Origin of the sequence: Klenkia soli, from assembly GCF_900103975.1 — a bacterium.
In the GTDB taxonomy this organism is placed as follows: domain Bacteria; phylum Actinomycetota; class Actinomycetes; order Mycobacteriales; family Geodermatophilaceae; genus Klenkia; species Klenkia soli.
Genome location: NZ_FNIR01000019.1, coordinates 44435 through 69366 on the forward strand (window position 1 = coordinate 44435; position 24932 = coordinate 69366).

32 protein-coding genes are annotated in these 24932 nt (G+C 74.9%); 22 read left to right on the forward strand and 10 right to left on the reverse strand.

Annotated features, from left to right (window positions below):
* The first annotated feature begins 33 nt into the window (after positions 1–33).
* Complete coding sequence (locus tag BLS67_RS22225; RefSeq protein ID WP_091250277.1) at positions 34–321, forward strand: DUF2516 family protein; 288 nt, start codon at positions 34–36, stop codon at positions 319–321.
* A gap of 1 nt (position 322) precedes the next feature.
* Here the strand turns inward: BLS67_RS22225 and BLS67_RS22230 are convergent, their stop codons facing one another.
* The 3 genes from BLS67_RS22230 to BLS67_RS22240 are packed head-to-tail and all read right to left on the reverse strand — an operon-like array spanning position 323 to position 2289.
* Positions 323–517: a PspC domain-containing protein gene (locus BLS67_RS22230; RefSeq protein WP_091250281.1), complete on the reverse strand. Its 195-nt coding sequence runs from the start codon at positions 515–517 to the stop codon at positions 323–325.
* Between the two features lie 42 nt (positions 518–559).
* On the reverse strand, positions 560–1432 hold the full coding sequence (locus BLS67_RS22235) for a spermidine synthase (protein WP_242654284.1): 873 nt from the start codon (positions 1430–1432) through the stop codon (positions 560–562).
* Positions 1429–2289 carry a class I SAM-dependent methyltransferase gene (locus BLS67_RS22240; protein WP_091250284.1) on the reverse strand — a complete coding sequence of 287 codons (861 nt, stop codon included), beginning with the start codon at positions 2287–2289 and terminating at the stop codon, positions 1429–1431. Before BLS67_RS22240 ends, BLS67_RS22235 begins: the two co-directional genes overlap by 4 nt.
* A 39-nt stretch (positions 2290–2328) precedes the next feature.
* Between BLS67_RS22240 and BLS67_RS22245 the strand changes: the two genes are divergently transcribed.
* The gene (locus tag BLS67_RS22245) at positions 2329–3345 is read left to right on the forward strand and encodes a UDP-N-acetylmuramate dehydrogenase (protein WP_091250289.1); all 1017 of its coding nucleotides are present in this window, start codon (positions 2329–2331) and stop codon (positions 3343–3345) included.
* Between the two features lie 117 nt (positions 3346–3462).
* Here the strand turns inward: BLS67_RS22245 and BLS67_RS22250 are convergent, their stop codons facing one another.
* Complete coding sequence (locus BLS67_RS22250) at positions 3463–4233, reverse strand: SDR family oxidoreductase (protein ID WP_091250293.1); 771 nt, start codon at positions 4231–4233, stop codon at positions 3463–3465.
* Positions 4234–4305: 72 nt separating this feature from the next.
* Between BLS67_RS22250 and mshA the strand changes: the two genes are divergently transcribed.
* From mshA to BLS67_RS22265, 3 genes are read left to right on the forward strand one after another with little or no spacing between them, the layout of a single operon-like run.
* Positions 4306–5655 carry a D-inositol-3-phosphate glycosyltransferase gene (gene mshA, locus BLS67_RS22255; RefSeq protein WP_242654285.1) on the forward strand — a complete coding sequence of 450 codons (1350 nt, stop codon included), beginning with the start codon at positions 4306–4308 and terminating at the stop codon, positions 5653–5655.
* Positions 5652–6146 (forward strand): type III secretion system chaperone family protein, encoded by a 495-nt coding sequence (locus tag BLS67_RS22260; RefSeq protein WP_091250299.1) that lies wholly within the window; start codon positions 5652–5654, stop codon positions 6144–6146. The genes mshA and BLS67_RS22260 overlap by 4 nt, the downstream gene beginning before the upstream one ends.
* Positions 6143–7654 carry an MFS transporter gene (locus tag BLS67_RS22265; protein WP_242654286.1) on the forward strand — a complete coding sequence of 504 codons (1512 nt, stop codon included), beginning with the start codon at positions 6143–6145 and terminating at the stop codon, positions 7652–7654. Before BLS67_RS22260 ends, BLS67_RS22265 begins: the two co-directional genes overlap by 4 nt.
* On the opposite strand, the gene BLS67_RS22270 is transcribed toward BLS67_RS22265, so the two are convergent.
* Positions 7651–8286, reverse strand: a complete 636-nt coding sequence (locus tag BLS67_RS22270) for an MSMEG_1061 family FMN-dependent PPOX-type flavoprotein (RefSeq protein WP_091250302.1) — start codon at positions 8284–8286, stop codon at positions 7651–7653. The genes BLS67_RS22265 and BLS67_RS22270 overlap by 4 nt on opposite strands.
* A 110-nt stretch (positions 8287–8396) precedes the next feature.
* On the opposite strand from BLS67_RS22270, the gene BLS67_RS22275 reads away from it, so the two are divergent.
* The 7 genes from BLS67_RS22275 to BLS67_RS22305 all read left to right on the forward strand — a co-directional run bounded on the left by BLS67_RS22275 (position 8397) and on the right by BLS67_RS22305 (position 12025).
* Positions 8397–8735, forward strand: a complete 339-nt coding sequence (locus tag BLS67_RS22275; protein WP_091250305.1) for an ArsR/SmtB family transcription factor — start codon at positions 8397–8399, stop codon at positions 8733–8735.
* Complete coding sequence (locus BLS67_RS22280) at positions 8732–9232, forward strand: SRPBCC domain-containing protein (RefSeq protein WP_091250310.1); 501 nt, start codon at positions 8732–8734, stop codon at positions 9230–9232. Before BLS67_RS22275 ends, BLS67_RS22280 begins: the two co-directional genes overlap by 4 nt.
* A complete protein-coding gene (locus tag BLS67_RS22285) occupies positions 9229–9777 on the forward strand; it encodes a DinB family protein (RefSeq protein WP_091250319.1) in 549 nt (182 codons plus the stop codon). The genes BLS67_RS22280 and BLS67_RS22285 overlap by 4 nt, the downstream gene beginning before the upstream one ends.
* Positions 9778–9856: 79 nt before the next feature.
* Complete coding sequence (locus BLS67_RS22290; protein WP_091250323.1) at positions 9857–10228, forward strand: VOC family protein; 372 nt, start codon at positions 9857–9859, stop codon at positions 10226–10228.
* 80 nt (positions 10229–10308) lie between these two features.
* Positions 10309–10932, forward strand: a complete 624-nt coding sequence (locus BLS67_RS22295) for a hypothetical protein (protein ID WP_091250329.1) — start codon at positions 10309–10311, stop codon at positions 10930–10932.
* 23 nt (positions 10933–10955) lie between these two features.
* Positions 10956–11255, forward strand: a complete 300-nt coding sequence (locus tag BLS67_RS22300) for a hypothetical protein (RefSeq protein WP_091250333.1) — start codon at positions 10956–10958, stop codon at positions 11253–11255.
* Between the two features lie 20 nt (positions 11256–11275).
* Positions 11276–12025, forward strand: coding sequence for a phosphoglyceromutase (locus BLS67_RS22305; RefSeq protein WP_091250337.1), 750 nt, complete (start codon positions 11276–11278; stop codon positions 12023–12025).
* A gap of 122 nt (positions 12026–12147) precedes the next feature.
* Here BLS67_RS22305 and phoU read toward each other — a convergent pair whose 3' ends face one another.
* Positions 12148–12810: a phosphate signaling complex protein PhoU gene (gene phoU, locus BLS67_RS22310; RefSeq protein ID WP_091250340.1), complete on the reverse strand. Its 663-nt coding sequence runs from the start codon at positions 12808–12810 to the stop codon at positions 12148–12150.
* Positions 12811–13049: 239 nt separating this feature from the next.
* On the opposite strand from phoU, the gene BLS67_RS22315 reads away from it, so the two are divergent.
* Together BLS67_RS22315 and BLS67_RS22320 are read left to right on the forward strand one after the other, a co-directional pair.
* On the forward strand, positions 13050–14315 hold the full coding sequence (locus tag BLS67_RS22315; protein WP_091250344.1) for a sensor histidine kinase: 1266 nt from the start codon (positions 13050–13052) through the stop codon (positions 14313–14315).
* A complete protein-coding gene (locus BLS67_RS22320; protein WP_091250349.1) occupies positions 14312–14992 on the forward strand; it encodes a response regulator transcription factor in 681 nt (226 codons plus the stop codon). Before BLS67_RS22315 ends, BLS67_RS22320 begins: the two co-directional genes overlap by 4 nt.
* A gap of 33 nt (positions 14993–15025) precedes the next feature.
* On the opposite strand, the gene BLS67_RS22325 is transcribed toward BLS67_RS22320, so the two are convergent.
* Both BLS67_RS22325 and BLS67_RS22330 read right to left on the reverse strand, forming a co-directional pair.
* Positions 15026–15253 carry a DUF3072 domain-containing protein gene (locus tag BLS67_RS22325; RefSeq protein WP_091250351.1) on the reverse strand — a complete coding sequence of 76 codons (228 nt, stop codon included), beginning with the start codon at positions 15251–15253 and terminating at the stop codon, positions 15026–15028.
* Between the two features lie 43 nt (positions 15254–15296).
* The gene (locus tag BLS67_RS22330) at positions 15297–16100 is read right to left on the reverse strand and encodes a DUF3109 family protein (RefSeq protein ID WP_242654287.1); all 804 of its coding nucleotides are present in this window, start codon (positions 16098–16100) and stop codon (positions 15297–15299) included.
* Positions 16101–16157: 57 nt separating this feature from the next.
* Between BLS67_RS22330 and BLS67_RS22335 the strand changes: the two genes are divergently transcribed.
* The 7 genes from BLS67_RS22335 (at position 16158) to BLS67_RS22365 (ending at position 21927) form a co-directional block, all read left to right on the forward strand.
* Positions 16158–17102, forward strand: a complete 945-nt coding sequence (locus BLS67_RS22335; protein ID WP_091250355.1) for a Ppx/GppA family phosphatase — start codon at positions 16158–16160, stop codon at positions 17100–17102.
* Positions 17099–17929, forward strand: a complete 831-nt coding sequence (locus tag BLS67_RS22340; RefSeq protein ID WP_091250358.1) for a hypothetical protein — start codon at positions 17099–17101, stop codon at positions 17927–17929. Before BLS67_RS22335 ends, BLS67_RS22340 begins: the two co-directional genes overlap by 4 nt.
* 23 nt (positions 17930–17952) lie before the next feature.
* Complete coding sequence (proC, locus tag BLS67_RS22345) at positions 17953–18777, forward strand: pyrroline-5-carboxylate reductase (protein WP_091250361.1); 825 nt, start codon at positions 17953–17955, stop codon at positions 18775–18777.
* A gap of 304 nt (positions 18778–19081) precedes the next feature.
* Entirely contained in the window at positions 19082–19420 is a 339-nt protein-coding gene (locus BLS67_RS25090) for a helix-turn-helix domain-containing protein (protein ID WP_242654288.1), read from the forward strand.
* A 387-nt stretch (positions 19421–19807) separates the two neighbouring features.
* Complete coding sequence (locus BLS67_RS22355; RefSeq protein WP_018654693.1) at positions 19808–19906, forward strand: 30S ribosomal protein bS22; 99 nt, start codon at positions 19808–19810, stop codon at positions 19904–19906.
* Positions 19907–19916: 10 nt separating this feature from the next.
* The gene (locus BLS67_RS22360) at positions 19917–21023 is read left to right on the forward strand and encodes an NAD-dependent epimerase/dehydratase family protein (protein ID WP_091250364.1); all 1107 of its coding nucleotides are present in this window, start codon (positions 19917–19919) and stop codon (positions 21021–21023) included.
* Entirely contained in the window at positions 21016–21927 is a 912-nt protein-coding gene (locus BLS67_RS22365; protein ID WP_091250368.1) for a lysophospholipid acyltransferase family protein, read from the forward strand. The genes BLS67_RS22360 and BLS67_RS22365 overlap by 8 nt, the downstream gene beginning before the upstream one ends.
* Positions 21928–21931: 4 nt before the next feature.
* On the opposite strand, the gene BLS67_RS22370 is transcribed toward BLS67_RS22365, so the two are convergent.
* Both BLS67_RS22370 and BLS67_RS22375 read right to left on the reverse strand, forming a co-directional pair.
* Positions 21932–23290 carry a CoA transferase gene (locus BLS67_RS22370; RefSeq protein ID WP_091250371.1) on the reverse strand — a complete coding sequence of 453 codons (1359 nt, stop codon included), beginning with the start codon at positions 23288–23290 and terminating at the stop codon, positions 21932–21934.
* The gene (locus BLS67_RS22375) at positions 23287–24201 is read right to left on the reverse strand and encodes an HAD family hydrolase (RefSeq protein ID WP_091250374.1); all 915 of its coding nucleotides are present in this window, start codon (positions 24199–24201) and stop codon (positions 23287–23289) included. Before BLS67_RS22375 ends, BLS67_RS22370 begins: the two co-directional genes overlap by 4 nt.
* Before the next feature lie 356 nt (positions 24202–24557).
* Here BLS67_RS22375 and BLS67_RS22380 point away from each other — a divergent pair.
* A partial coding sequence (locus BLS67_RS22380) for a hypothetical protein (RefSeq protein ID WP_131801823.1) occupies positions 24558–24932 on the forward strand: 375 nt, incomplete at its 3' end.

Consider the following 24932-nt stretch of genomic DNA (forward strand, 5'->3'; position numbering starts at 1 on the left):
CCCTGAGGCGTCCCTGAGGGCTACCCTTCCGCCATGCCCGCCTTCGACAACGCCCTGTTCGAGGTCCTGCGCTTCGCGGTGCTGGCCCTCGGGGCCTGGGCCACCGTCGACGCGATCATCCGGCCGGCGGCCGGATACGTGGCCACCGGCAAGCTGACCAAGCCCGCGTGGGTCGCCATCACCGCGATCGCGACCCTGGTCGTCTGGCTCAGCGGCGTGGTGTCGTTCCTCGGGCTGCCGGCGGTCGTCGGGATCGTCGTGTACCTGGTCGACGTCCGTCCCGCGCTGCGCGGCCTGCAGTCGGGCAACAGCAGCTGGTAGCTCAGCCGCGGGGCATGACCAGCCACAGCAGCAGGTAGGCGATGAACTGCGGGCCCGGCAGGATGCAGGACAGCACGAAGGCCACGCGGACGACGGTGCGGGACAGGCCGAAGCGGCGGGCCAGCCCGGAGCACACCCCCGCGATGACCTTGTGCTGGGTGTCGCGGGCGAAGCTGCGGGAAGCCGGGGAGGTCATGGCTACACCGTAAGGCGACCTCCTGGGGGTCGCCTGGGGAGATCAGGCGAAGATCCCGGCCGGGGGCTCGGGCGAGGGCACCGCGGTCGCGTCGTCGACCGGGACCGCCGTCCCCACGAACGCGGTCAGGTCGGTGCCGGCGACGACCCGCGAGGGCATCGGGTCCGAGGCGCAGCGGCGGGTGAGCCCCGCCACCGGCAGCTCCGCGGTCGAGGCCACGGCCACCGTGTTGCCGTGCCGGCGGCCGCGCAGCGTGCCGGGCTCGGCGATCAGCACGACGTGCGCGAACACCGCGGCCAGCGTGGCGGCCTGGGTGCGCAGGAAGCGCAGCGGCGGCCCGTCGGAGACGTTCCACGCGGTCACCCCGCCCGGGCGCAGCACCCGGGCGACCTGGCCGGCGAACTCGGTGCTGGTCAGGTGCGCCGGCGTGCGGGCACCGGCGAACACGTCGACCAGGACGACGTCCGCGCTGGCGTCGGGCAGCAGCTCCAGGCCCGCCCGGGCGTCGGCGGCCCGCACCCGCACGCGCGCCCCCCTGGGCAGCGGCAGGTGCTCGCGCACGAGGTCGGTGAGCGGTTCGTCGAGCTCGACCACCCGCTGCCGCGACCCCGGTCGGGTCACCGCGACGTAGCGGGGCAGGGTCAGCGCACCCCCGCCGAGGTGGACGACGTCCAGGGGGGCGCCCTCGTCGGCGGCGAGGTCCAGCACGTGGCCCATGCGGCGGACGTACTCGAACTCCAGGTGCTCGGGTTCGTCGAGGTCGACGTGGGACTGCGGGACGCCGTCGAGCACGAGCACGTACGAGCGGTCCCGGTCGGCGTCGCCGAGGATCTCGGCCACCCCGCCGGCGGTCTGCACCTGGCCGGGCAGGTCGGGGTGCTCGGGGGGTGGGGTCCGGCGGTCGCGACGGCTCACGGGGTCGACCCGGTGGGCGCGACCGCCGACCAGCGCACGGTCACCTCGCCGTGCCGCCAGCGCCGGCTGGAGCCCACCAGCGGCCAGCCCTGCGCGGCCATCGCCTCGACGGCGGCCACCCAGCGCTGCCGGGGGCCGAAGGTCGAGAACCCCGCCGCGGCGGCCCAGCACGCGTCGAACGCGGTCAGGAAGGCGTGGACGGGTTCGCCCGGGACGTTGTGGTGGATGAGCGACTTGGGCAGCCGCTCGGCCAGGTCGGAGGGCCGGTCGATGTCCGAGGGGCGCACGGCGAGGGTGAGGGTGAGCGGGCCCGACTCGTCCAGGGCCACCCAGCACGCCCGGCGTCCCCACTCGTCGCAGGTGCCCTCGACCAGCAGGCCGCCGGGGCCCAGGGCGGCGCACATCGTCGTCCAGGCCCGGGCCGCGGACTCCTCGTCGTACTGGCGCAGCACGTTGAACGCCCGCACCAGCACCGGCGACAACCCGGCCAGCTCGAACCCGCCCACCCGGAAGTCCACCCGCGGGGGGTCGCGGTCGGCGGCCACCGCGGTCACCCGCTCGGGGTCGATCTCCAGCCCCACGACCTCCAGGCCGTCGACCTCGTCGCCCAGGCGCCCGAGGAGCTCCAGCGTGGTGACGGCCGAGGCGCCGTAGCCCAGGTCCACCACCAGCGGGCGCGCGGCGTCGCGCAGCCGCGGCACCTGCGTGGCCACCAGCCAGCGGTCCACCCGGCGCAGCCGGTTGGCGTTCGTCGTCCCGCGGGTGGGCAGACCCAGCGCACGGGCGCGCCCGGCGGCCAGCCGGGGCTGCTTGCGGGTCGGGGGCAGGACCGCCTTGCGGGAGTGGTCGCTGCTCACCGGACCGGAGGGTAGTCCCGCCGCGGCTACCGTGGTCGCGTGCAGCTGCTGACCGGTGTCCCGCTGGCCGACCTGACCACCCTGCGGGTCGGCGGACCGGTCGACCGGTTGGTGGAGGTGCACGACGCCGACGAGCTGGTCGCGGCGGTCCGCGAGGCCGATGCCGCGGGCCGCCCGCTGCTGGTGCTCGGCGGGGGCTCGAACGTCGTCGCCCCCGACGCCGGGTGGCCCGGGGACGTCGTCGCCGTCCGGTCCCGGGGTGCGGCGCGCACCGGGGACGCCGTGGAGGTGCAGGCCGGCGAGCCGTGGGACGACCTGGTCGCGCACACCGTGGCCGACGAGCTGGCCGGCATGGAGGCGCTGAGCGGGATCCCCGGCAGCACCGGTGCCACCCCCGTGCAGAACGTCGGCGCCTACGGCCAGGAGGTCGCGCAGACCATCATCGCCGTGCGGGTGCTCGACCGGCGCGACGGGAGCGTGCGCACGCTGACCCCCGCCGACTGCGGGTTCGGCTACCGCGACTCCGCGCTCAAGCGGAACCCGGGGGTGTTCGTCGTCCTCACCGTGACCTTCGGCCTGCAGGCCTCGCCCCTGTCGATGCCGGTCGGGTACGCCGAGCTGGCCCGGCGGCTCGGGGTCGAGGTGGGGGAGCGGGCGCCGCTGGCCGACGTGCGGGCCGCGGTGCTCGAGCTGCGCCGGGGCAAGGGCATGGTGCTCGACCCGGCCGACCCCGACTCCCGCAGCGCCGGCTCCTTCTTCACCAACCCGGTCGTCCCGCCGTCGATGGCGGTCGAGGGCTGCCCCAGCTGGCCCGCCGGCGACGACGTCAAGCTGTCGGCGGCCTGGCTCGTGCAGCACGCCGGCTTCGGCCGGGGCACCCGCGACGGCCACGTGGGGACGTCGTCCCGCCACTCGCTGGCCCTCACCACCGAGCCCGGCGCCACCGCGACCGAGCTCCTGGCGTTCGCCGCGAAGATCGTCGACGCGGTGCAGGACCGCTTCGGCGTGACCCTGGTCCCGGAACCGACGGCGGTCAGGCCGGGAGTCGACCACTAGGGACCCCGACGAGCGGGGGGCCGGAGGCCTCCCCGAGGAGGGGCGGGTGGGCTCGTCGCAACCGGGGGACGGCCGTTGGCCGCGGTGTCGGCCGGAGGCCGACGATGTGCTCAGCTCCTACGACTCCCGGTGCACCTTGTACTGCGCCGCTTGGGCCCTGGGGCGGACGACCATGAGGTCGATGTTCACGTGGTGCGGTCTCGTGACGGCCCAGGCGACGCAGTCGGCGACGTCGTCGGCGACCAGGGGCTCGCGCACGCCCTCGTAGACCTTCGCGGCCTTCGCGGCGTCGCCGGTGCGGTTGAGCGCGAACTCGTCGGTCTTGACCATGCCGGGGGCGATCTCCACGACCCGGACCGGCTCGCCGACCAGCTCCAGCCGCAGGGTCTCGGCCAGGGTGTGCACGCCGTGCTTGGCGGCGGTGTAGCTGGCCCCGCCCTCGTAGCTGGTCAGCCCGGCGGTCGAGCCCATGAAGACCACGTCGCCGGCGCCGGAGGCGCGCAGCGCGGGCAGCAGGGCCTTGGTCAGCCGGACGGTGCCCAGCACGTTGACCTCGAACGCGCGGGTCCAGGAGTCGAGGTCGGCCTCGGCGACCGGGGCGGCGTCGAAGGCGCCACCGGCGTTGTTGACCAGCACGTCGACCCGGTCCAGGGCGGCGACCAGGGCCGCGACGGAGTCGCCGTCGGTCACGTCGAGCTCGACCGCCCGGCCGCCGATCTCCTCGGCCAGCGCGGTCAGCCGGTCCAGCCGGCGGGCCCCGAGGACGACGGAGAACCCGTCGGCGGCCAGGCGTCGGGCGGTGGCGGCGCCGATGCCGCTGGAGGCGCCGGTGACGACGGCCACACGGTCGGTGCCGGGGAACGGGAGGGCGGATGTCTCGGCGGGCATGGGTCCAGTCTGCTGGTGCAGGATGGGGCGTCGGAGAGGTGCCCGTCGGGGGCGCCCGCGGGGAGGAGTGCCGTGCCTGCTCGCCGCCAGCTCCGGCCGGTGCCGCCGTGGCACGCGCGCCCGCCGGTGCCGCGCCGGGTGGCCACGCTCAGCGTGCACACCAGCCCGCTCGACCAGCCGGGGGCCGGTGACGCCGGGGGCATGAACGTCTACATCGTCGAGGTGTCCCGCCGGTTGGCCGCCCGCGGCATCGCCGTCGAGGTGTTCACCCGCGCGACGTCGTCGGACCTGCCACCGGTGGTCGAGATGGTGCCGGGGGTGACCGTGCGGCACGTGTCCGCCGGCCCGTTCGAGGGGTTGGGCAAGGACGACCTCCCCGCCCAGCTGTGCGCGTTCACCGCCGCCGTGCTGCGCGAGGAGGCCCGGCACGAACCCGGCTTCTACGACGTGCTGCACAGCCACTACTGGCTCTCGGGGCAGGTCGGCTGGCTGGCCCGCGACCGCTGGGGCGTGCCGCTGGTGCACTCGGCGCACACGCTGGCCAAGGTCAAGAACGCCGCGCTGGCCGAGGGCGACGCCCCCGAGCCGATGGCCCGGGTGATCGGCGAGGAGCAGGTGGTCGCCGAGGCCGACCGGCTGATCGCCAACACCGCCGAGGAGGCCCGCCAGCTGGTCCGCTGGTACGACGCCGACCCCGCCCGCACCCTCGTCGTCCCGCCCGGGGTCGACCTCGAGCGGTTCTCGCCCGGTGACCGCGCGGCGGCCCGTCGCGCCGTCGGGGTGGCCGACGACGCGCTGGTCCTGCTCTTCGTCGGCCGCATCCAGCCGCTGAAGGCCCCCGACGTCCTCCTGCACGCGGCGGCCCGGTTGCTGGCCGACGAACCCGCGCTGCGGGAGCGGCTGCAGGTGCTCGTGGTCGGCGCCCCCAGCGGCAGCGGCCTCGCCGAGCCCCGGCAGCTGCAGGAGCTCGCCGTCTCGCTGGGCATCGCCGACGTCGTGCGGTTCGTGCCGCCGCAGGCCCCGGAGTCCCTCGCCGACCACTACCGGGCCGCCGACGTCGCCGTCGTCCCCAGCCACAACGAGTCCTTCGGGCTGGTCGCGCTCGAGGCCCAGGCGTGCGGCACGCCGGTGGTCGCGGCGGCGGTCGGCGGGCTGCCCACGGCGGTCGAGGACGGCGTCTCGGGCGTGCTGGTCGACGGGCACGACCCGGCCGACTACGCCGCGGCGATCCGCAAGGTCGTCGAGCAGCGCGAGCTGCTGTCGCCCGGGGCCCGCCGGCACGCCGAGTGCTTCAGCTGGGACCGCACCGCGGGGTCCCTGGTCGACGCCTACACCGCGGCGATGGCCGAGATGCGGGCCGTGGTCCGCTCGCCGCGGGACCGGGTGCGCGACGCGGTGCGGGCCTTCGGGGCGGGCCGGTGAGCGCGCTCGACGAGCTCGAGGCCGTGGTCGACGCCGCGCTCCGCGACGCCGAGCTGGTCTACGAGCACCCCGCGCCGGGCCGCTTCCTGGTCGACCTGCCCGGCACGCAGAAGCTGAAGACGGTCTGCGGCCTGGTGCTCGGCGAGCACGGGCTGCGGGTCGAGGCGTTCGTCTGCCGGCAGCCCGACGAGAACCGCGAGCAGCTGTGGACCTGGCTGCTGCAGCACAACGCGCGCATGTACGGCGTGGCGTACTCGATCGACACCGCCGGCGACGTCTACCTGACCGGCCGGCTCTCCGCGGCGTCGGTCACCGCGGAGGAGATCGACCGGCTGCTGGGCGCGGTGCTCAGCTACGCCGACGACCACTTCAACACCATGCTGGAGATCGGGTTCGGCACCTCGATCCGCCGCGAGTGGGAGTGGCGGGTCAAGCGCGGGGAGTCGCTGCGCAACCTCGAGGCGTTCGCGGACTTCGTCGAGCGCGGGTGAGCGGGCCGGCGCCGGCCGGGCACCCGCGCCGCTGGTGGGTGCTCGCCACCATGATCGTCTGCCTGCTGGTGGTGATCATGGGCAACACGGTGCTCAACGTCGCCCTGCCCACCCTGCAGCGCGATCTGTCGGCCACCCAGAGCCAGCTGCAGTGGGCCATCGACGCCTACATCCTGGTCTTCGCCGGCCTGCTGTTCAGCTGGGGCGTGATCGGTGACCGGGTCGGTCGGCGTCGGGCGCTGCTGCTGGGCCTGGGCATCTTCTCCCTCGGCTCGGTGCTGGCCGCGTTCTCCGGGTCGGCGCAGGAGCTGATCGCGTGGCGGGCGCTCATGGGGGTCGGCGGCGCGGCGGTCCAGCCGGCGACCCTCGCCGTCATCAGCAACGTCTTCCCGGCCGCCGAGCGCAGCCGGGCGATCGGGGTCTGGGCCGGCGCGGCGGGCATCGGCATCGCCGGCGGACCGCTGGCCGGCGGGCTGGTGCTGGAGCACTTCTGGTGGGGTGCGGTCTTCCTGCTCGGCATCCCGGTGGCCGCCATCGGCGCCCTGGGGTGCGTGCTGCTGGTGCCCGAGTCGAAGGACCCCGCCCCCGGTCGGCTGGACGTCCCCGGCGTCCTGCTCTCGATCGCCGGGTTGGGCGCGCTGGTGTTCGGCATCATCCGCGGCGGCGAGGGCGTGGGCTGGGGCACCCCGGGCGTGCTCGGCCCGTTGCTGGCCGGCGTCGCCCTGCTGGTCGCGTTCGTGTGGTGGCAGCGGCGGACCGCGCACCCCGCGCTGGACGTCTCGCTGTTCCGGCTGCCCGCGTTCTCGGCCTCCGCGGCCGCCCTGGCGCTGAACTTCTTCGCGCTGCAGGGGGCGACCTTCTACCTCGTCTACTACCTGCAGGGCGTGCTCGGGTTCTCCCCGCTGCAGTCGGGGGCGACGCTGGTGCCCATGGCGGTGGCCATCGCGATCGCCTCGCCGCGGGCCTCGGTGCTGGCCGACCGGTTCGGCGCGAAGCTGGTGTGCGCGGTCGGGTTCGGGCTCATGGCCACCGCGTTCGCGGCCAACCAGCTGCTGGGCACCGAGCCGCCGATCTGGCTGGTGCTGGTCGTGCTCTTCGTGCAGGGCTTCGGCCTGGGCACCGTGCTGGCCCCGGCCACCGAGTCGATCATGAGCGTGGTCCCGCGCGAGAAGGCCGGCGCCGGGGGAGCGGTGAACAACACCGTGCGCCAGGTCGGCGGCGCCCTCGGCGTCGCGATCCTGGGGTCGCTGGTCGCCGGGGTGTACGCCGCGCGGCTGGGCGACGCCGTCGACGTCCTGCCCGAGGCGGCGCGGGAGCAGGCGCGGCAGTCGGTGGTCGCCACCCTGGAGGCCGTCCGGGTCACCGGGGCCACCGAGCTCGTGGAGCCGGCCCGGCAGGCGTTCGTGGAGGCCATGCACGTCACCGCGATCGGCACCGCGGCGTCCGCGGTGGTGGCGGCCGTCGTCTGCCTGGTCTGGCTCCCGGGCCGCCGCGCCCCGTCGTCCTAGGTGGTCGGGTAGAGGCCTGCGCGGTACTGCTCGCCGTAGTAGGCGTCGAGCTCGGCCAGCGGGGTGTCGGGGCGCACCAGCTCCTTCGCGGTGACCGCGTGCCGGGGGAGCAGCTCGGGGTGCCACGTCCCGGGCTCCCAGGTGCGCGAGCGCAGGAACGCCTTGGCGCAGTGGAAGTAGACCTCTTCGACGTGCACCAGCAGGGCGAGGACGGGGCGGTGGCCCTGCTCCTCCAGGTCGGGGAAGAAGGGGCCGTCGGTGACCAGCTGGGCGCGACCGTTCACCCGCAGGGTGTCGGTGCGCCCGGGGACCACGAACAGGAGGCCGACCTGCGGGACGGCCAGCACGTTGTGGAAGCCGTCGAACCGCTTGTTGCCGGCCCGCTCGGGGATAGCCAGCGTGTGCTCGTCGAGCACCTGGACGAACCCGGGCGGGTCGCCCTTGGGGGAGGCGTCGCACCGGCCGTCGGCCCCGGTGGTCGCGAGCACGACCAGCGGGGTGCGGGCGATCCACTCGACGTGCCGGGGGTGCAGGACGTCGCGGCTCTTGTCGCGGACGGCGGGCGCGGGCACCCCGAACGCCTCGAGCTCGGCGGCGGTGCGCACGGTCGGCAGGTCGTCCCAGCTGGTCACGGGGCCTCCTCGTTCCTGGTCGACCGTAGCGCACCGTCTGCAACCAGATGGTTGACGAGCAGACCTGCCGGGGCTAGCGTCGTCTGCAACCGAGAGGTTGAGGAGGATCGATGGCCGACCAGCTCTCGCGGGTGTTCGCCGCCCTGGCCGACCCCACCCGGCGCGACATGGTCGCCCGGCTGACCGTCGCCGACGCCACCGTCGGCGAGCTCGCCGCCCCCTACGACGTCAGCACCCAGGCCGTCTCCAAGCACCTGAAGGTGCTCGAGGGCGCCGGCCTGGTCACCCGTGGCCGGGCCGCGCAGACCCGACCCGTGCACCTGGAGGCCGAGGTGCTCGACCTGATGACCGCCTGGATCGAGCGCTACCGCCGCCGGGCCGAGGAACGCTTCACCCGCCTGGACGCCGTCCTGGCGGAGCTCGACATCACCGAGGAGGACCCGTCGTGACCAGCACCCAGCAGGCGACCATCGCCGCCGACGCGACGCTGCCGCTCATCCGCATCACCCGCGACTTCACCGGCTCGGTCGCGCAGCTCATGCGCGCCCACCTGGACCCCGAGCTGTTCGCCCGCTGGGTCGGCCCCGACGGCATGGACACCCGGATCGACCGGTGGGACGCCCGGGACGGCGGCGAGTGGCGCTACACGGCGGGGCGGGCGGGTGACGGTGGGGCGCACCGCGACGGGCAGGAGTTCGCCTTCCGCGGCTGCTTCCACCGGATCGGCACGGACACGATCGTCCAGACCTTCACGTGGGAGGGCATGCCGGAGGACGTCTCGTTGCAGACGGTGCGGTTCGAGGACCTGGGCGGCGGCCGCACCCGGCTGCACGCGGAGTCGCTGGTGGACTCGTTCGAGGGTCGGGATGCCTGGCTGCGCAGCGGCATGGAGATCGGCGTCGACCAGGGATACGCGAAGCTCGACGCGCTGCTGGTGCGGGCGTGACCGCCGCCGAGCGGCACGCCCGCATCGCCGGCCGGTTCGGCGAGGTCGTCGACGGGGTGGGCGACTGGACGGCCTCCGCACCTGTGGAGGGGTGGACGGCGACCGACGTGGTCGGCCACCTGGTCGAGTGGCTGCCGGCCCTGCTGGCCTCGGACGGCGTCGAGCTGGCCGTCGAGCGCACCGGGGACCCGGCGCGGGACTGGGCCCGGCACGCGGCCGCCGTCCAGGCGCTGCTGGACTCGCCGCGGGCGGGGGAGTCCTTCACCCACCAGCACCTGGGCACCCTGCCGCTGGCCGACGCGGTCGACCGGTTCTACACGACCGACGTGCTCTTCCACACCTGGGACCTGGCCACCGCCAGCGGGCAGGACGCCGGCCTGGACGAGGCCGAGTGCGCCGAGCTCCTGGCCGGCATGCAGCCGATGGACGAGGTGCTGCGGCAGTCGGGCCAGTACGGGCCGAAGGTCGCCGTGCCCGACGACGCCCCGGCCGTCGACCGGCTCATGGGCTTCCTCGGCCGCGACCCCGCCGGCCGGTCGGCCTGACCCGCGCTGTCGGGTTCGTGCAAGCCAGGGGTTGCCCGGGGTGGGACGGTGGCCGTCCTACCCCACCCAGGAGGACCCGATGACCGCTCCCGCGCGGCTGGCCATGCTCACCCTCGACTGCGCCGACGCGCCGGCCAGCGCCACGTTCTGGTCGGCCATGCTCGGGTGGGACGTCGTCCACTCCGAGGCCGCCTACGCGATGCTGCAGGGACCCACGCACGCCCTGGGCTTCGGCACCGTCGAGGACTACGAGCCCCCGGCCTGGCCGAACGAGCGGGGCAGCAAGCAGTTCCACCTCGACCTCGCCGTCGCCGACCTGGACGCCGCGCAGGCGACCGCCGTCGGCCTGGGTGCCACCGCGGTCGACCCGCAGCCCGGCGAGACGTGGCGGGTGCTGCTGGACCCGGCCGGGCACCCGTTCTGCCTCACGAAGGCGGAGAACTGGGGCTGACCGGGTAGCCGGGCGGCGGTCGGGCACGTACAACGGAGGGGGTCGTCCACCACCGCGGCCGGCACCGACGAGGAGGACCGATGGCCGCCCGGAACCGACGCCCCCTGCTGCGCGCCACCCTCGGCGCCCACCTGGCCGGCGAGGTCGACCCCATCGCCACCACCGAGGCCGCCCGCGGCGTCGCCTACGCCCTGGTCGACCGGGCGCGGGCCACCGACGACCCCGAGGTCACCCGGCGCCTGGTCACCCTCGCCGACGACCAGGGCCTCGACGAGCTGGCCGAGCTGTGGGCCGACGCCCCGGCGATCTCGCTGCCCGGTGCGCTGTGGCGGCTGTACCTGCTGCGCGCCTGGGTGCAGCGCGACCCGGTGTCCGCGGCCCGGCAGTTCGAGGCCGGCCGGGGCCGGGTGCTGCCCCGCGAGGTGGTCGCGGGCCTGGCCGACCCGCCGGGCCCCGAGGGCGTGCGCGACCTCGCCGACGCCGTGCTGACCGGGGTGTTCGAGGGCGACCTGGACGTCGCGCTGGACCGCGCCGCCGCCTTCTGCTGGGTCGTCGCCGGGGGCCGGGCCGCCCACGCCGACGAGCTCGACGACGTCGACGGCGAGCAGGCCGACCGGGTCACCCGCACCGGGCACGCGCTGGCCCGCACGGCCGACCAGCTCGCCGCCGCCGCCCGGCGCTGGCGGGCCGGCACCCTCACCTGACCGCGCCGTGACCTGATCCGACCATGGCCGACGAGACCGAGCTGCGGGGGCGCACCCGGGCGCTGACCGGGGTGGTGCTCGCCTCGGCGCTGGTCTACCCGCTGCTGGTGTGCGCGGTGCAGGTCGCCTTCGCCCAGTTCTTCACCGGCGACACCACCGCGGCGATCGGCTGGGGGACGGCGGTCGTCGTCCTCTGCCTGGCCGTCGTCGCGGTGATCCGCTGGAGCACCGGGCGACGGGTGCGCAGCCCGTGGTTGCTGGTCGGCCTGGTGCCGCCGGCGCTGTTCGAGCTCTGGCTGGCCTGGCCCCTCCTCACCGGCTGATCGTCGGGCAGGATGGACCCGTGACCGGAACTCTGGTGCTCCTCCGCCACGGCGAGAGCGAGTGGAACAAGGCCAACCTCTTCACCGGCTGGGTCGACGTGTCCCTGTCCGAGAAGGGCCGCGCGGAAGCCGCCCGGGGCGGTGAGCTGCTCGCCGCCGAGGGACTGCTCCCCGACGTGCTCCACACCTCGCTGCTCAAGCGGGCGATCACCACCGCCGAGCTGGCGCTGGCCGCCGCCGACCGGCAGTGGATCCCGGTGACCCGCTCGTGGCGGCTCAACGAGCGGCACTACGGCGCGCTGCAGGGCAAGGACAAGGCCGCCACGCTCGCCGAGTACGGCGAGGAGCAGTTCATGACCTGGCGGCGCAGCTACGCCACCCCGCCGCCGCCGATCGACGCGGCCGACGAGTACAGCCAGGACGCCGACCCGCGCTACGCCTTCCTGCCGCCGGAGGCCCGCCCGGCCACCGAGTGCCTGGCCGACGTCGTCGTCCGGATGCTGCCGTACTGGTACGACTCGATCGTGCCCGACCTGCGGGCCGGGAAGACCGTGCTGGTCACCGCGCACGGCAACAGCCTGCGGGCCCTGGTGAAGCACCTGGACGGCATGGGCGACGACGAGGTGGTCGGCCTGAACATCCCCACCGGCGTCCCGCTCCGCTACGACCTGGACGAGAACCTGGTCCCCACGACCCCCGGCGGCAAGTACCTCGACCCGGAAGCCGCGGCAGAAGCCATCAAGGCCGTCGCCAACCAGGGCAAGAAGTGAAGGACCCCGTCGCCCCCCACCACGAGCAAGCTCGCGGCGGGACCCTGCGACGGGGCCGTTCCAGCACCACCTGACACGACGAGGGCCCGGGACGTCGTCCCGGGCCCTCGTCGTGCGATCTTCTAACTTGCGGCGGCCACGGGGAGGGGGCGCTCGCCGGTGACCAGGTAGACCACGCGGCGGGCGACGCTGACGGCGTGGTCGGCGAAGCGCTCGTAGTAGCGGCCCAGCAGGGTGATGTCGATGGCCGACTCGATGCCGTGCGGCCAGTCGTTGCTGAGGAGCTCGCGGAACAGCTGCTGGTGGTTGCGGTCCATCAGGTCGTCGTCGGCCTCGAGCTGCACGGCGGCCTCGATGTCGCGCTTGGCGATGATGGTGCCGGCCTGGGCGACCAGGCTCTCCGCGATGTGCCCCATGTCGAGGAAGACCGGGCGGACCTCCTGCGGCACGGCGTGGTCGGGGAACCGCATGCGCGCGACCTTGGCGATGTGCTGGGCGAGGTCACCCATGCGCTCGAGGTCCTGCACGGTCGCCATCGCGGTGGTGATGGACCGCAGGTCGGTGGCCACCGGGGCCTGGCGGGCCAGCAGGGTGAAGCAGCGGTCGTCGACGTTCTCGCGCACCGAGTCGATGTGGGCGTCGCCGGCGATCACCAGGTCGGCCAGGGCGACGTCTGCGTCGAGCAGGGCCGTGGTGGCCTTGCTCATCGCCGAGCCGACGGAGTTGGTCATCTCCACCAGGCAGGTGTTGATGTCGTCGAGTTCTTCCCGGTAGCTGTCGCGCACGGTTCCCCTCCAGGCCCGGCCACACGGGCTTCCCCGGGGCCGACGGCGTCGTCGGAGCGCGGCGCAACCGGTGTGGTTGCGGCTCGGGCGCTCGGGGACGAGCGTAGGGAATGTTCCGTTCCCGTGCCGGGACACGGAGGTGAACGGCCGGACACCTGCCCGTGAACACTCCCTCGACCGGGGGGTGATCATGCCGTCGGCGGCCGGGAGCGGGCCTCCGGTCGGCCTAGCATCGACCCGTGCACCCGCTGCTGTGGCTGGCGCTCGGCCTCGTCCTGGGCGGTGCGGCCGGCGTCCTCGTCGTCCGCCTCCTGTCCCGGGGCGACGGGTCCGACGACGCCGCCGCCCCCGACTACCTGCCCGGGTCGCCGACCCCGGTGGACGACGAGACGGTGCTCGCCCGGCGTCTGCTGGACCTCATGGACCCCGCCGTGGTGCTGCTGGACCTCTACGACTCCGTCGTGCTGGCCAACCCCGCGGCCCGCGCCCTGGGCATCGTGCGGGGCCCGCGGCTGCTGGTGCCCGGTCTGGTCGCGGTGGCCCACGACGTCCGGCGGGGTGGCAGCCGGCGGGCGGACGTGCAGCTGCCCGGTGACCTGGTCGGCACCGGACCCCGGATGGTCGGGGTGCACGGGGTGCGGCTGGACAGCGGACCGGCGCTGGAGCGCGGGCCGGTCGCGTTGGTCCTGCAGGACGTGACCGAGGCCCGCCGGGTCGAGGCGGTGCGGCGGGACTTCGTGGCCAACGTCGGGCACGAGCTGAAGACGCCGGTCGGCGCGCTGGCCCTGCTGGCCGAGGCCACCCAGGGTGCGGCGGACGACCCCGAGACCGTGCAGCGCTTCGCCGCCCGCATGACCCACGAGGCCGACCGGCTGTCCCGGCTGGTCCGCGAGCTGATCGACCTGTCCCGGCTGCAGGGCGCCGAGCCGCTGCCCGAGCTGAGCCCGGTCCAGGTCTGCGACGTGGTGGTCGAGGCCGTGGACCGCACCCGGCTGGCCGCGGCCGCCAAGGGCATCGAGCTGGCGGTCGGCGAGCAGTCCGACCTCGTCGTCCTCGGGGTCGAGGCGCAGCTGGCCACGGCCGTGACCAACCTGCTGGCCAACGCGGTGACCTACTCCCCGGACGGCACCAGGATCGCCGTGGGCACGCGGGCGCGCTCGGGCTTCGCCGAGATCGCCGTCACCGACTCGGGCATCGGCATCCCGCGGGCCGACCGAGCCCGGGTGTTCGAGCGGTTCTACCGGGTCGACCAGTCGCGGGCCAGCGCCACCGGCGGCACCGGCCTGGGGCTGGCGATCGTGAAGCACGTGGCCACCAACCACGGCGGCTCGGTCACGGTGTGGAGCGAGGAGGGCCTGGGGTCCACCTTCACCCTGCGCATCCCGCTGGCCCCCGCACCCGCCGAGACCGGACCGACCACAGACCCCGCGGGTATATCCCGCGACCGTGTCGACGCGCTCCGCGCGGCCGTCACCCCGACAGATGTGCAGAGAGGACGGTCATGACCCGAGTGCTGGTCGTGGAGGACGAGGAGTCCTTCTCGGATGCGCTGTCCTACATGCTGCGCCGCGAGGGCTACGAGGCCGTCGTGGCGGGCAACGGGATCGACGCCCTGGCCGAGTTCGACCGGGGCGGCGCGGACATCGTGCTGCTGGACCTGATGCTGCCCGGTCTGTCGGGCACCGAGGTCTGCCGGACGCTCCGGGCGAAGAGCGCGGTGCCGATCATCATGCTCACGGCCAAGGACACCGAGATCGACAAGGTCGTGGGGCTCGAGCTGGGCGCCGACGACTACGTCACCAAGCCCTACTCGGCGCGGGAGCTGCTCGCACGGATCCGGGCGGTGCTGCGCCGGGGGACCGAGACCGACCTGCCCCCGGACGCCACGCTGGCCGCCGGGCCGGTGCGCATGGACGTCGAGCGGCACACCGTCGCCGTCGACGGCGAGCCGATCTCGCTGCCGCTCAAGGAGTTCGACCTGCTCGAGCTGCTGCTGCGCAACGCCGGCCGGGTGCTGACCCGTGGCCAGCTCATCGACCGCGTGTGGGGCTCGGACTACGTGGGCGACACCAAGACCCTCGACGTCCACGTCAAGCGCCTCCGCGCCAAGCTCGAGCCCGACCCCGCCACCCCGAAGTGGCTCGTGACGGTGCGAGGCCTGGGCTACAAGTTCGAGTCGTGACGAGGAGCCCCACCGCAGGTGGGGCTCCTCGTGTCACTTCCCGCGGCCGGTCTCTTCCTGGAGCTCGTCGATCTTGATGGAGGCGTCGGCCTTCGAGATGTCGTCGGACACCTCTTCGCCGGCCTGCTGGGCCAGGGTGTGCAGGTAGCTCTTCTGCGCCCCGGTGGCCGGCTCGTCGCCGGTCACCCAGTCGGAGGGGTCCTTCTCGGCGGTGGGGTCACCGGGCTGGCCGGTGTTGACCTTGGAGTCTGCTTCGCTCATGCGTTCGAAGCTACGCGCGAGCACGCCGTCGCGCGCGCTGGACTCAGCCGGGGCGACGGCGGTGCAGCTCGACGGGCACCGGACCGGGGCTCGCCGGGTGCGGGGCGACCAGGCCGAGGTCCAGGCGGGCGTGCGTCAGCCGGCGCAGCTCCTGGTAGGCGGGGCCGCCCAGCAGCTCGGTGAGCTCGGCGGCGTAGGTGTCGACCAGCGGCTCGGCCGCCACGTGCGCGGTGGGGGACCCGGTGCACCACCAGTGCAGGTCGTGCCCGCCCGGTCCCCACCCGCGGCGGTCGAACTCGCCGATCGTGCTGACCAGGACCCGCGTCTCGTCGGGGCGCTCGACCCACTCCTGCTCGCGGCGCACCGGCAGCTGCCAGCAGACGTCGGGCTTGGTCTCCAGCGGGTGCCGGCCGGTGCGCAGCGCCAGCCCGTGCAGCGCGCAACCCCCGCCGCCGGCGTGGTCGGCCCGGTTGAGGAACACGCAGGCGCCGTCCACGACCCGGGTGCGCAGCGCGGCGCTGCCGGGTTCGTCCTCGTCGGGTTCGGGCTCGGTCCAGTCGGTGGCCCACTGCCCGCGGCGCTGCCAGTCGGCGTCGGTGAGCTCCTCGACGGCGGCGGCCACCCGCTGCAGGTCGTCGGTGTCGGTGAAGAACGCCCCGTGGTTGCAGCAGCCGTCCTCGGCCCGCCCGGCGACCACACCGGCGCAGCCGCGGCCGTAGACGCAGGTCCAGGCCGACGTGAGCCAGGTCAGGTCGGCGCGGACCCGGTGCTCGGCGTCGGCGGGGTCGGTGAACTCCAGCCACTCGCGGGCGTGGTCGGGGTCGACTTCGTCGGGCGGTGCCTGCACGACGTCCAGTCCACCACGTGCCCCACGGCGTGGGGCCACCCGGCAGACTGTCCGGTCATGCGGCTGGGAGTGCTCGACGTGGGTTCGAACACCGTCCACCTGCTGGTGGTCGACGCCCACCGGGGCGCCCACCCGACCCCGGCCCACTCCGACAAGTCGGTGCTGCGCCTGGCCGAGCACGTCGGCGCCGACGGCGTGCTGTCGAAGGCGGGGGAGAAGGCGCTGGTCGCGGCGGTGCGGCGGGCCCGCGAGGTGGCCACCGAGTCCGGGTGCGAGGAGCTGCTGGGGTTCGTCACCTCCGCGATCCGCGAGGCCTCGAACGGGGCGAAGGTGCTCGAGCGGGTCGTCGAGGCCACCGGGGTGCAGCTGCAGGTGCTCAGCGGCGAGGACGAGGCGCGGCTGACCTTCCTCGCCGTCCGGCGGTGGTTCGGGTGGAGCGCCGGTCGGCTGCTGGTCCTCGACATCGGCGGCGGCTCGCTGGAGCTGGCCACCGGCATCGACGAGGACCCCGACGTCGCGCTGTCGGTGCCGCTGGGCGCCGGGCGCATGACCCGGCGGTTCCTGCCCGACGCGCTGGCCGGTCGCCGTCCCGACCTCGGCGCGCTGGACGAGCTCGACGCGCACGCCAGCCGCCTGCTGGCCCCGGCCGCCCGCCGGCTCGCCGCCGCGGGGCCGCCCGACCTCGTGGCCGCGACCTCCAAGACCTTCCGCACCCTGGCCCGGCTGACCGGCGCGGCGCCCTACTCGGCCGGGCTGCGGGTGCCGCGGCAGCTCACGGCGGTCGGGCTGGGTCAGCTCGTCGGCTTCGTGTCGCGCATCGACTCCTCCGCGCTGGCCGAGCTGCAGGGGGTGTCGGTGGACCGCGCCCACCAGGTGCCGGCCGGCGCGGTCGTGGCGCGGGCCGCGATGCGCGCGGTGGACGTGCCGTTCGTGGCAATCTGCCCCTGGGCGCTGCGCGAGGGCGTCATCCTGCGGAGGTTGGACGGGTTGGAGGGCGCATGAGCGACGCCGATCACTCCGTCCGCTCGCTGGCGGAGATCCTCCGCGAGCACGGCCTGGAGTCCGACGCCGGTACCCGGCCGGGCACCACCGGCCCCGTGCGGCAGAAGCGCAAGCGGACCGTCGAGGAGACCGTCGCCGACAAGGCCGAGCGGGCCGGCACGACCGGGACCCAGGGCCGGACGGCGACCGGCCCCCCCGACACCGACCGGCGGACCGGGGACCGGCGTACCGGCGACCGCCGGGCGGCCACCCCACCGCCGCCGCTCGAGGCCCGCGCCACCCCCGTCGCCCGGGTGGCCCCGGGCACCGGTTCGCGGTTCGGACGACGCCGCGCCCCCGAGCCCGCGCCGGCCACGGTCGAGCAGCCGGTCGCCGGCGAGCCCGGCCCCACCACGGCGGCCATCCCGGGCATGCGCACGGGTCGCACCCCCGGCTTCCCCGCCGGGGTCGGGTCGCGGGCCGATGCGCCCGCGGTGCCCTCCACCGGCCCGATCCCCAAGGTGGTCCTCCCGGCCGACGACGAGGACGCCGAACCGCTCACCGCTGCGCAGAGCGCGGTGGCCTGGGCGCGGTTCGTCGGCGAGCTGCTGCTGGCCCTGGCCGTCGGGGTCGGCGTCTACTACCTGTTCACCGTGCTGTGGGAGCTGGTGCCCTACGCCGCCGTCGTGGCCGCCCCGCTGGCGATCGCCGGCATGGTGGGCGGGGTGACGTTCTGGCGGGGCAGGCACGGGCAGGGGCCGCTCGAGACCCGCCTGCTGGTGCTGCTGCTGTTCGCCGGCACGCTGCTCGTCGTGGTCCCGGCGGCCGGGCTGCTCTCCGGCAGCTGAGGCCCCCCGCTAGCGTCGTCCGCGTGACCAGCGCACCCACCCAGCAGCAGCGTTCCGGGCTCGCCGTCGTCGGCGGCGGCAAGATCGGGGAGGCGTTGGTCTCCGGGCTGGTCCGGCGTCCCGGCGTGGCCGAGAGCATCGTCGTCGTCGAGCGCAGCCCCGAGCGGGCCGCCCAGCTGGTCGAGCGGCACGGCGTCCGCGCGCTGGACCTGGCGGCCGCGGCGGCGGAGTGCGGGGTCCTCCTGCTGGCCGTCAAGCCGCAGGACGTCGACGCGCTGCTGGCGCTGCTGGCCCCGCACGTGGGGCCGGGTCACCTGGTCGTGTCGGTCGCCGCCGGGGTGCCCACCGCGCGCATCGAGGCCGCGCTGCCCGCCGGCACCGCCGTCGTCCGGGTCATGCCGAACACCCCGGCACTGGTCGACGAGGGCATGAGCGTGCTGTCGGCCGGTGCGCACGCGACGGCCGCCGACCTGGACGAGGCCGAGGCGCTGCTCTCGGCCGTCGGGCAGGTCCGTCGGGTGCCCGAGGCCCAGCAGGACGCCGTGACGGCGCTGTCGGGCAGCGGGCCCGCCTACTTCTTCTTCCTGGTCGAGGCGATGATCGACGCGGGGATCCTGCTCGGCCTGCCGCGCACGCTGGCCGCCGACCTGATCGTGCAGACCGCGCTGGGCGCCGCGACCATGCTGCGCGACTCGGGGGAGCACCCCGTGCAGCTGCGCGAGGCGGTGACCAGCCCGGGCGGGACGACGATCGCCGCGATCCGCGAGCTCGAGCGGCACGGTGTCCGGGCCGCGCTGATCGCCGCGATCGAGGCCGCGCACGACCGCTCCGTCGAGCTGGGTCGCTGAGAAGCGGAACTTTTTCTGCCGGCGCTCACGCTGCGTGAGTGCACAACGGCAGGCCGTTCTCGTTGGGAAGTTGTGACGGCGGAATCACGCCGTGTCGCCGTGTCGACATGTCATAGACGCCCCGTGAACAACCGACCACTGTCAGTCGTGTCGACAAGTGACCAGGACGGACCGGTCCGCCTGTTCGATTCACCCATCGCTTCTGTCCCACCAGGCCCCTAACGTTTCTCCCAGCACGTACGTGACCCGACCGCCGGTGGGGAAGCCGACGGACCGATACGTGCAGTAGCGGAGGAGAACCACGATGACCATGCCCCAGCGCGCCTACCAGGTCCGCCCCCAGCAGCCCGGCCCCCGTCCGGTCGGCCGCCCCGTGTCGGCCGCCTCGGTCGCCCGCCCCGTGCCCGCCGCCCACCCGGCCGCCGCGCCGGTCAACCGTCAGCTGCCGGCCCAGCCGCAGCGCTCGGCCGTCACCTTCCTGACCGTCGCCGAGGTCGCCGCGATGATGCGCGTGTCGAAGATGACCGTGTACCGCCTCGTGCACGGCGGCGAGCTCTCCGCCGTCCGCGTCGGCCGTTCGTTCCGCGTGCCCGAGCGCGCCGTGCAGGACTACCTGCGCGACGCGTACACCGACATCGCCTGAGGAAGGACCTCCTCGCCCCCCACGACGTGCTCCGCACGCCGCGGGTCCCTGCGAGAAGGCCGTTGCACCACGTCACCTGCACCACCGCGTCGCCTCCGTCCGGGGTCGCCGCCGTCGGGATCCGGCGGCGGCTCCCCGCGGGCGGTGCCGCCCCCGCGTGGTCGAGCGGGACGTCGACGTCCCCGACCGCGCCCCGCACGCCTCAGCACGACCCGACCGCCACGACGGGATCTCCCCGTGGGGTCACCAGGTACTCTCGACCGTCGAGCGTCGTCCCCCTCCTCGAGGGCGGACGGCGCACACGAGCTGAACACCCTCGCACGGTGCCCGGCGGGACCACCGGTCACCGCTCCGGGCTCCGGGCGACCACGACGTCGGGAGCATCACATGGGTTCGGTCATCAAGAAGCGCCGCAAGCGGATGGCGAAGAAGAAGCACCGCAAGCTGCTCAAGAAGACGCGCATCCAGCGTCGCAACAAGAAGTGAGCTGAGGCTCGTGCCGCCCGCGGTCGTCCTCGTCACCGGCGTGAGCCGGTGGCTGGGCGGGGCGCTGGCGGCCGAGCTCGCCGCCGACCCCTCGATCGAGCGGGTCCTCGGGGTGGACACCGTGCCCCCCGGCCCCGAGGCGCTGCGCCGCCTCGGCCGCACCGAGTTCGTCCGGGCCGACATCCGGAACCCGCTGATCGGCAAGGTCATCGCCGCGGCCGGGGTCGACACCGTCGTGCACATGAACATCAGCTCCACCCCCGGGGGGAGCGGTGGCCGCACGTCGATGAAGGAGCTCAACGTCATCGGCACGATGCAGCTGCTCGCCGCCTGCCAGCGCGCCCCCTCGGTCGCGCGGCTGGTGCTCAAGTCCACCAGCGCGGTCTACGGGGCCAGCCCCCGCGACCCCGCCGTGTTCACCGAGCAGATGCAGGCCCGCCGGGTGCCCGGTGGCGGCTTCGCCAAGGACAGCCTGGACATCGAGGGCTACGTGCGCTCCTTCGCCCGGCGCCGGCCCGAGGTCGGGGTCGCCGTCCTGCGGTTCACCAACTTCATCGGCCCGCGCATCGACTCGCTGCTGACCGGCTTCCTGCGCATGCCCGTCGTCCCCACCGCGCTGGGCTTCGACGCACGGGTGCAGCTGCTGCACGAGGACGACGCGGTCGCCGTCCTGGTGAAGGCCGCCACCGGTGACTTCGCCGGCACCGTCAACGTGGGGGCCGAGGGCACCGTGCTGCTCTCGCAGGCGATCCGCCGGCTGGGCCGGGTGCCGCTGCCCCTGCCCGAGCAGGCCATGGCACCGCTGGGCCGGCTGACCCGGCAGGCGCGCATCACCGACTACTCGCCCGAGCAGCTGCGCTTCCTCAACTTCGGGCGGGTGGTCGACACCCGGGTGCTGCGCGAGGAGTTCGGCTACACCCCGCGCTACACGACCGCGCAGGCGCTGTCCGACTACGGCACCACCGTCGTGCCGGTGGTCGACCGCGGCGTCGTCGGGTCCGTCGTCGACTCCGCCGAGGCCACCGTCGGTCGGCTGGCCGCCGCGTGGGGCTCGCTGGCCGCCACCACCCGCCGCCCGTCCGCCGCGCCCGACCTGCGGGCGGTGCGCGATGCCTGAGGCCCGCGTCATCCGCCTGCACCCCGACGGCCCCGAGGAGCCGGTCGAGCCCCCGGCCGCCGAGCCGGGCTGGGAGGACCAGGTCGCCGGCGGCCTGGAGTTCCTGCGCCGGCGGCTGACCGGGGAGTACGAGACCGACGAGTTCGGCTTCGACCCCGACCTGGCCGACCACCTGCTGATGCCGGTGCTGCGGCCGCTGTTCCAGAAGTGGTTCCGGGTCGAGACCCAGGGGCTGGCGAACATCCCGGACGTCGGCGGGGCGCTCGTGGTGGCCAACCACTCGGGCACCATCCCGCTGGACGCCCTGATGACCACCGTGGCGCTGCACGACGACCACCCGGCGTCGCGGCGCTTCCGGTTGCTGGGCGCCGACCTGGTCTTCCAGTTCCCGTTCATCGGGGCCATGGCCCGCAAGCTGGGCTCGACCCTGGCCTGCAACGAGGACGCCGAGCGGCTGCTGACCGAGGGCGAGCTGGTCGGGGTGTTCCCCGAGGGCTTCAAGGGCATCGGCAAGTCCTTCAGCGAGCGCTACACCCTGCAGCGGTTCGGCCGCGGCGGGTTCGTGACCGCCGCCCTGCGCACCGGGGCGCCGATCGTGCCGTGCGCCATCGTGGGGGCCGAGGAGATCTACCCGATGATCGGCAACGCGAAGACCGCCGCCCGCATCCTCGGGCTGCCCTACCTGCCGATCACGCCCACGTTCCCGCTGCTCGGGCCGTTGGGCCTGGTGCCGCTGCCCTCGAAGTGGTTCATCGCGTTCGGCACGCCGATCGAGACCGCGCACTACGGCCCCGGCGCCGCCGACGACCCGATGTTGGTGTTCAACCTGACCGACCAGGTCCGCGAGACCATCCAGCAGTCGCTCTACCAGCTCCTGCTGCAGCGGCGCTCGGTCTTCAGCTGACCGCTCACCACCACCGGGGCGGGTCCGCGCCCCAGGGGCTGCCCAACCGGGCGTAGTCGCGTGGTGCGCCCTCGTGGGCCAGCACGGGTGGCGCGCAGCGGATGCGCCCGGCGCCCACCGAGGGGAGGTCGTCGGGGACGGCGGACGACGGCGTGCCCGGGCCCAGCTGCTGCAGGGCCAGCGCGGTGCGGGCCAGAGCGACCGACACCGCACGGGACCCGCCCGTGCGGGCCCGCTCCCGCAGCGCGGTGGCGACGCCGGCGGCGAGCAGGTGGCCCGAGGCGTGGTCCAGGGCCTGCACGGGGAGCGCCCCGGGGACGACGCCGTCCGGGCTCTCGGTGACCGCGATGCCGCACACGGCCTGCACCAGGCTGTCGAAGCCGCGGCGCTGCGCCCACGGCCCCACGGTGCCCCAGGCGCTGACCCGGCCCACCACGATCCCCGGGTACCGCCGCGCCAGCGCCTCCGGGGACAGGCCGAACCGGTCCAGCGATCCGGGTCGGTACCCGGTGAGGACGACGTCCGCGTCGTCCAGCAGCTCGGCGAGCACCTCCGGGTCGCGGTGCAGGTCGACCACCGCGGAGTGCTTGTCCTGGCCGGTGTCCAGGTGCTGCCAGGCGATCTCCGCCGGTGCCGGCGGGTCCACCCGGAGCACCTGAGCGCCCATGAGGGCCAGGTCGCGGCCGGCCACCGGCCCGGCGATGACCCGGGTCAGGTCCAGCACCCGGACGCCGTCCAGCGGAGCGGTGGCGTGCGGTGCCCAGGGCCGGGCCGGGGCCTGGGCGAGGACGTCGTGGCTGATCAGCGGCAGCTCGGCGACGGCGTGCTGCTGCGGGTGCGCGGCCCACTGCTCGGGCGTGCGGACGGCGACCACCAGCGCACCGACCCCGGCGGCGGCCTCCTCGACCTCGTGGGCCCGCCGCCCGGCCAGCGCCGCACGCAGCTGGTCGGGGCCGGCCGTGTCGGCCAGGCCCAGCAGCGACCGCAGCCGGGCGGCGTGGTGCGGGTAGTTGCCGTGGGTGCGCACCCAGCCGTCGGCGGTCGGCCAGAACCCCGACAGCGGGGCGAAGGCGGCGGGGGCGGCGCCGTCGAGCCGGAACACCCGTTCGCTGCCGGCCGAGGCGGCCACGACGACGCCGTCCACCTGCAGCGGGCGTGCGGGCCGGCCGGACCGGTCGGCGGCGCAGAGCTGCGCGGCCAGGGAGGCGACGCCCACGGCGTCGAGGCACAGCGGGCCGACCCGGAGCCGGGAGGGGAGCGGAGCCGGTGTGGTGCGGACGAGGTCCAGGTCGGCGGCGGACCCGCCGAGGTCGGCCCACGCCTGCGCGGCGAGGGCTCCGAGCGGCTGGACCGCCGTGGTCACCAGGGCCAGCGGTTGCGGCGCCGGAGGGCGAGCAGCCCGCTGACCGCGCCACCCCCGAGCGCGGCCGCCCCCAGGGTGGGGACGCCGATGCGGGCGGCCTTGCGGCCGGTGCGGAAGTCCTTGACCGCCCAGCCGCGGGAGCGGGCCACCGCCTTCAGCTCGGTGTCGGGGTTCACCGCCACCGCGGTGCCGACCAGGGAGAGCATCGGCAGGTCGTTCGAGGAGTCGCTGTAGGCGGTGCACCGGGTGAGGTCCAGGCCCTCGCGCTCGGCCAGCGCCCGCACCGCCTGCGCCTTGGCCTCGTGGTGCATGAGCTCGCCGACCAGTCGGCCGGTGTACTTGCCGTCGACGACCTCCGACACCGTGCCCAGCGCGCCGGTGAGCCCCAGCCGGCGGGCGATGACCGAGGCCAGCTCGATCGGGGTGGCGGTCACCAGCCAGACCCGCTGACCGGCGTCCAGGTGCGCCTGGGCCAGCACCCGGGTGCCGGCCCAGATGCGGTCGGCCATGAGCTCGTCGTAGATCTCCTCGCCGGCGCTCGAGATCTCCTCGACCGACCGGCCCGCGATGAAGGCCAGCGCGTTGTCCCGGACGGTGTGCATGTCGACCGCCGACTCGGAGCCGGCCACCCGGAACTTGGCCTGCTGCCAGACGAAGGAGGCGACGTCGCGGCCGGTGAAGTACTTGCGGGCGGCCAGTCCGCGGGCGAACCAGAACAGCGACGCGCCCATCATCATCGTGTTGTCGCAGTCGAAGAACGCGGCCGCGGTGCGGTCGGCCTCGACGGCCGGAGCGGTCTCGACCTGGGCGGCGGCGGCCGCGGCGGTGCCGGCGACGAGCGCGCGGGCCTCCTCGTCCTCCAGGTCCCCGGGGGTGCGGGCGCGGCGGCCGCGGAAGGGCACTCGAACCACTCGTCGGCCTCCCTCGTCGTGGCGGCGGTGCCGCCCGGCACAGCTCCGCCGACCCTAGCCGTTGCCCCGTGGGCGACCGGGGCCGCGCCGTCGCCGATCACGTGCCCCGGGCCCTGGGGCGTCGGTGCGCACTCCGGTCGAGCCGTCCGACGGCTGGTCCGGCCACCTGGCCGCGACGCCGGCCGGCGGGCGCAGGCCGTCTCGCATGCGGTGGTCGGGATGCCGCCGGCACGGGTCGGGCAACGGCCACACCCTCGCCCCGTCACCGCGCGTGGTCCTTCGCCAGCGGAGAATCACCTGGTCAGCGGTCCGTTCGCGGTCCCGGAACTGTCGTACCCCTCTGGTGGACTGGGTCCATGACGGCGACGGCGGAGCGGTTCTGGGTGGAGATCACCCCGCGCCGTGCTGCCGTCCGCACCGAGGGTCCGGTGGTGCTGCCGCGGTTGACCGGGCTGGCGGCCTCGGCTGGTCTGGAGGGCGTCGAGCTGGATGCCGAGCTCGCCTCGGTGCACCGGCAGATGTCCGCGCTGGCCGCGTACCGGGCGGGGTTGATCGAGCGCAAGGCCACCCTCGGTGCTCGACAGCCGTTGCCGTTCGCCCCCGGTGCCCGCACCGACACCCGCCCGGACGCCGATGTCTATGACCCGTCGCTGCAGGCGGCCGATGACTTCCTGCCCGACGAGGTGGCGGTCCTGCTGAACATGTCCGTGGCCTCCGCCCGCTACCTCGTG